This is a genomic window from Burkholderia anthinoferrum (assembly GCF_002925705.1).
Taxonomy (GTDB): domain Bacteria; phylum Pseudomonadota; class Gammaproteobacteria; order Burkholderiales; family Burkholderiaceae; genus Burkholderia; species Burkholderia semiarida.
In genome coordinates this window covers 1-3740 of the sequence record NZ_LFZP01000022.1, presented here as the reverse complement: position 1 = coordinate 3740, position 3740 = coordinate 1, and the positions used below count along the sequence as shown (strand labels likewise).

Sequence of the window (3740 nt, the reverse complement as noted above, 5' to 3'; positions counted from 1 at the left end):
GCCTTGGCGAGCTCGAGCGCGATTTCCTTGCCGATGCCGCTCGCGGCGCCCGTGACGACTGCGGTCTTGCCATTCAGATCTGCTGCCATGTCCGTCTCCTCCCGTTGTCGGATCGATGAAACACGCGCCCGCCGCATCCGCGCGCATCGCGAAATCGCATCGGCGTGCCAGCCGCCATTGTGCCCGATCGGACCCGCCGTTCGCGCGCAAAACGTCTAAGCTTAAGGTCGGTTCCGTTCAGCAGGAGAATCTCATGCACTATCGACGGCTAGGCCGCTCCGGCCTGCAGATCAGCGAGCTTTCCCTCGGCTCGTGGGTGACGTACGGCAACCAGGTCGACCAGCGGGTCGCGCGCGAATGCCTCGCCGCGGCACGCGACGCGGGCGTCAATTTCTTCGACAACGCCGAGGTCTACGCCGGCGGCAAATCCGAGGAAATCATGGGCCACGCGCTCAAGTCGCTCGACTGGCCGCGCGTCAGCTATATCGTGTCCACGAAGTTCTTCTGGGGGCTCGCGGAAGCCCCGAACCAGTATCACACGCTGAACCGGAAATACCTGCTGAACGCGATCGACGGCTCGCTGCGCCGGCTACAGCTCGACTATGTCGACCTCGTCTATTGCCATCGCCCCGATCCGCATACGCCGATCGAGGAAACCGTCTGGGCAATGAGCGACATGATCGTGCGCGGCAAGGCGCTGTACTGGGGCACGTCGGAATGGAGCGCCGACGAGATCCGCGCGGCATGTGAGATCGCCGAGCGGCATCATCTGCACAGGCCGGTCGTCGAACAACCGCAGTACAACCTGTTCCACCGCACCCGGGTCGAACAGGAATATGCGCGGCTCTACGACGATTACGGCCTCGGCCTCACGACCTGGAGCCCGCTCGCGTCGGGCCTGCTCACCGGCAAGTACCGCAACGGCGTGCCGGCCGGCAGCCGCGCGCAGTTGCAAGGCTACGACTGGATGCGCGAACGCCTGACCGATCGGGCCGCCAACGACATCGTCGAACGGCTCGGCGAGATCGCCGCCGAGCTCGGCTGCAGCACCGGCCAGTTGGCCATTGCGTGGGTGCTCGCGAATCCGCGCGTGAGTTCGGTCATCACGGGCGCCTCGCGGGTCGACCAGATCGGCGACAACATGCGCGCGCTCGACGTTGCCGCGAAGCTGACGCCGGATGTGAAGCAGCGCATCGAGGCGGTAGTCGGCGACGCATACGAGTAAGGCGACTCGCGACCACTCGCGTACAATACGCGGCCGCATCGGTGCCCGGCCTGACGGCCGCGCACGTTCGACCGTTTTTAATCGATTCACCTTTCGTTTCAGGCAGCCAGCCATGCTCAGTTATCGTCACGGTTTTCACGCAGGCAACCACGCGGACGTGCTCAAGCACACCGTCGTCGTCCAGCTGCTGCGCTACCTGAACAAGAAAGACAAATCGTACTGGTACATCGATACGCACGCGGGCGCCGGCGTGTACTCGCTGCGCGACGGCTATGCAGCGAAGACGTCGGAATTCGATACCGGCATCGGCCGGCTGTGGAACGAAAAGAGCCTTCCGGAAGCGCTGGGCGACTATATCGATGAAGTCCGCGCGCTGAACGACGACGGCGAACTGCACTTCTACCCGGGCTCCCCGTACATCGCCTGGCGGTCGATGCGCGAGCAGGACCGGATGCGTCTGTTCGAAATGCATACGACGGAAATCGATGTGCTGCGCCACAATTTTCGCGATGCGGGGCGACGCGCGATGATCTTCGCCGGCGACGGCTTCGAAGGTATCAAGGCGCTGCTGCCGCCGCCGCCGCGACGCGCACTCGTACTGATCGACCCGTCCTACGAGGACAAGAAGGATTACGCGCGCACGGTGAGCTGCGTGACGGAATGCCTGAAGCGTTTCGCGACCGGCTGTTATGCCATCTGGTATCCGCAGGTCACGCGGACGGAATCGCAACGCTTTCCCGAGCAGTTGAAGCGCCTGCAGCCGAACAACTGGCTCCACCTGACGCTGACGGTGTCGAATCCGCCGACCGATGGACTGGGCCTCTACGGAAGCGGGATGTTCATCCTGAATCCGCCATATACGCTCGCCCAGAGCATGAACGAGGTCCTGCCCTACCTGGTCGAGAAGCTGGGACAGGATAGCGGCGCCCGCTGCCAGATCGAGCACCGCGGCAACTGATCGGGCGACCGGCGGTTACGGTTGCGGTCTGGGCGCCAGTCTCGGCTGGTTGGCCGGCTGCCCGTTCCATGCGGGAACATTGATGTACGGCGCGACGAACAGCGGAACCGACGTATTCGGTCCCTGCCCGGCTGGAGCCCGCATGCCTGCCGGCTCGACGATCGGCTCCGAAGACAACGGTGCCGTCTGCAACACCAACCCGCCCCTGCCGTCCTGGATACCGCGCTGGGTATCGAGCACGAGCGGCCTGGACGACGTCGCGGCACCTACCGCGAAGCCATGGACGAGCATTGCCGCGCCCAGAACGAGACGCGCGCAGGTACTGCGTCGCACATCGACACGCACACGCATGATCGTGTCCTTCCCGATGAAAAGTAGGCCCATACCATAGCGCTGCACCGGCGATTTCGCCAGATCCGGCGCACAAAAAAACAAAGCCCCGTCAATACGGGGCTTGCTTATCGTTCGGTACCGCTCGGCACCCGACGGTCACTCCGATTACAGCGAGTAGCCGTTGGTTTCGAGCGAGCGGATGCGGCGCTCGAGCTGAACGATGTCCGACGACGTGGCGAGGTAAGCCTCACGGCGCTCACGTTCTGCGGACTCGAACCAGTTGCTCAGCTTTTCGACGATGTAGGCGATCATGACGTTCTCCAAGGAAGAGGGACCCCTGGTGAATCGATATTCAGGGATTTCCCGTATAGGGTTATCCCGAATTATAGCGACGCCGCACCAAGATGCTAGTGAAATACTTGCATGGGAACCATTCCGATTTGGAATGGAGCCGCACCGACCACCTATAACTCATTGATTTTTATAGGAATGTAGTCGGGGCCCGTTTTGCGGCTCGAGGAAGCGCACTAATTTGGTTCATCGACGGGGTCGGCGAGGCGCGCCAAAATCGGGCATTCAGGCCGCCCGTCACCATGGCAGTGCGCGGCCAGATCGGCCAGCGTGTCGCGCATGTCGCTGAGTTCGGCGATGCGTTTGTCCAGTTCGGCCACGTGCTCGAGAGCAATCGATTTCACTTCGGCGCTGGCGCGCGAGCGATCCTGCCAAAGCATCAGCAGCTTGCGAATGTCCTCGACCAGAAAGCCGAGTCGCCGCGCCTGACGGATGAATCGCAGGATATGGATTTCGTCCGCGCCGTAGATCCGGTAGCCGGCATCGGTCCGCTTGCTCGGCGCAAGAAGGCCGACCTGTTCGTAGTACCGGATCATTTTCGCGCTGACCCCGGATTCGCGCGACGCGTCGCCGATATTCATTCCCTGCCCTCTTCATCAAGCCCTGGTTTCGAACACGAACGGCGACGAATGCCGTCGCCGACGACACGTCGATCGTATCAAATCGAGAGGTTTCGTTCCGAGGGACAGCTTGGTCGCAGGAGCGCGGATGGAACGGGCGCGGCTCGGCGCATGCTTTTTGGGATGCCAAAATGCAAAAACCCCCGCCTTGTCAGGCGGGGGTTCTTGGCTTAGGAAGCCTGACGATTACCTACTTTCACACGGGAATCCGCACTATCATCGGCGTAGAGTCGTTTCACGGTCCTGTTCGGGA

General features: G+C 62.4%; 5 protein-coding genes and 1 pseudogene. 2 read left to right on the top strand and 4 right to left on the bottom strand.

Annotation, left to right across the window (positions count from 1 at the left end; translation table 11 throughout):
* Positions 1 to 89, bottom strand: a pseudogene (locus tag C5F75_RS06840) (3-hydroxybutyrate dehydrogenase); the annotation flags it as partial.
* Positions 90 to 253: 164 nt separating this feature from the next.
* On the opposite strand from C5F75_RS06840, the gene C5F75_RS06835 reads away from it, so the two are divergent.
* Together C5F75_RS06835 and C5F75_RS06830 are read left to right on the top strand one after the other, a co-directional pair.
* The gene (locus tag C5F75_RS06835) at positions 254 to 1225 is read left to right on the top strand and encodes a potassium channel beta subunit family protein (RefSeq protein ID WP_059583531.1); all 972 of its coding nucleotides are present in this window, start codon (positions 254 to 256) and stop codon (positions 1223 to 1225) included.
* A gap of 112 nt (positions 1226 to 1337) precedes the next feature.
* Positions 1338 to 2183, top strand: coding sequence for a 23S rRNA (adenine(2030)-N(6))-methyltransferase RlmJ (locus C5F75_RS06830; RefSeq protein WP_059583529.1), 846 nt, complete (start codon positions 1338 to 1340; stop codon positions 2181 to 2183).
* A 15-nt stretch (positions 2184 to 2198) separates the two neighbouring features.
* On the opposite strand, the gene C5F75_RS06825 is transcribed toward C5F75_RS06830, so the two are convergent.
* From C5F75_RS06825 to cueR, 3 genes are all read right to left on the bottom strand, one after another.
* The gene (locus tag C5F75_RS06825; RefSeq protein ID WP_059583561.1) at positions 2199 to 2534 is read right to left on the bottom strand and encodes a hypothetical protein; all 336 of its coding nucleotides are present in this window, start codon (positions 2532 to 2534) and stop codon (positions 2199 to 2201) included.
* 147 nt (positions 2535 to 2681) lie between these two features.
* Complete coding sequence (locus tag C5F75_RS06820) at positions 2682 to 2828, bottom strand: DUF3563 family protein (protein ID WP_080970925.1); 147 nt, start codon at positions 2826 to 2828, stop codon at positions 2682 to 2684.
* A gap of 215 nt (positions 2829 to 3043) precedes the next feature.
* Positions 3044 to 3448 (bottom strand): Cu(I)-responsive transcriptional regulator, encoded by a 405-nt coding sequence (gene cueR, locus C5F75_RS06815; protein WP_059583527.1) that lies wholly within the window; start codon positions 3446 to 3448, stop codon positions 3044 to 3046.
* Positions 3449 to 3740 lie beyond the last annotated feature (292 nt).

Bases quoted from the DNA above. Each gene is read 5' to 3' on its own strand.
- C5F75_RS06830 (WP_059583529.1), top strand. From the start codon at position 1,338: ATGCTCAGTTATCGTCACGGTTTTCACGCAGGCAACCACGCGGACGTG.
- C5F75_RS06825 (WP_059583561.1), bottom strand. From the start codon at position 2,534: ATGCGTGTGCGTGTCGATGTGCGACGCAGTACCTGCGCGCGTCTCGTT.
- cueR (WP_059583527.1), bottom strand. From the start codon at position 3,448: ATGAATATCGGCGACGCGTCGCGCGAATCCGGGGTCAGCGCGAAAATG.
- C5F75_RS06835 (WP_059583531.1), top strand. From the start codon at position 254: ATGCACTATCGACGGCTAGGCCGCTCCGGCCTGCAGATCAGCGAGCTT.
- C5F75_RS06820 (WP_080970925.1), bottom strand. From the start codon at position 2,828: ATGATCGCCTACATCGTCGAAAAGCTGAGCAACTGGTTCGAGTCCGCA.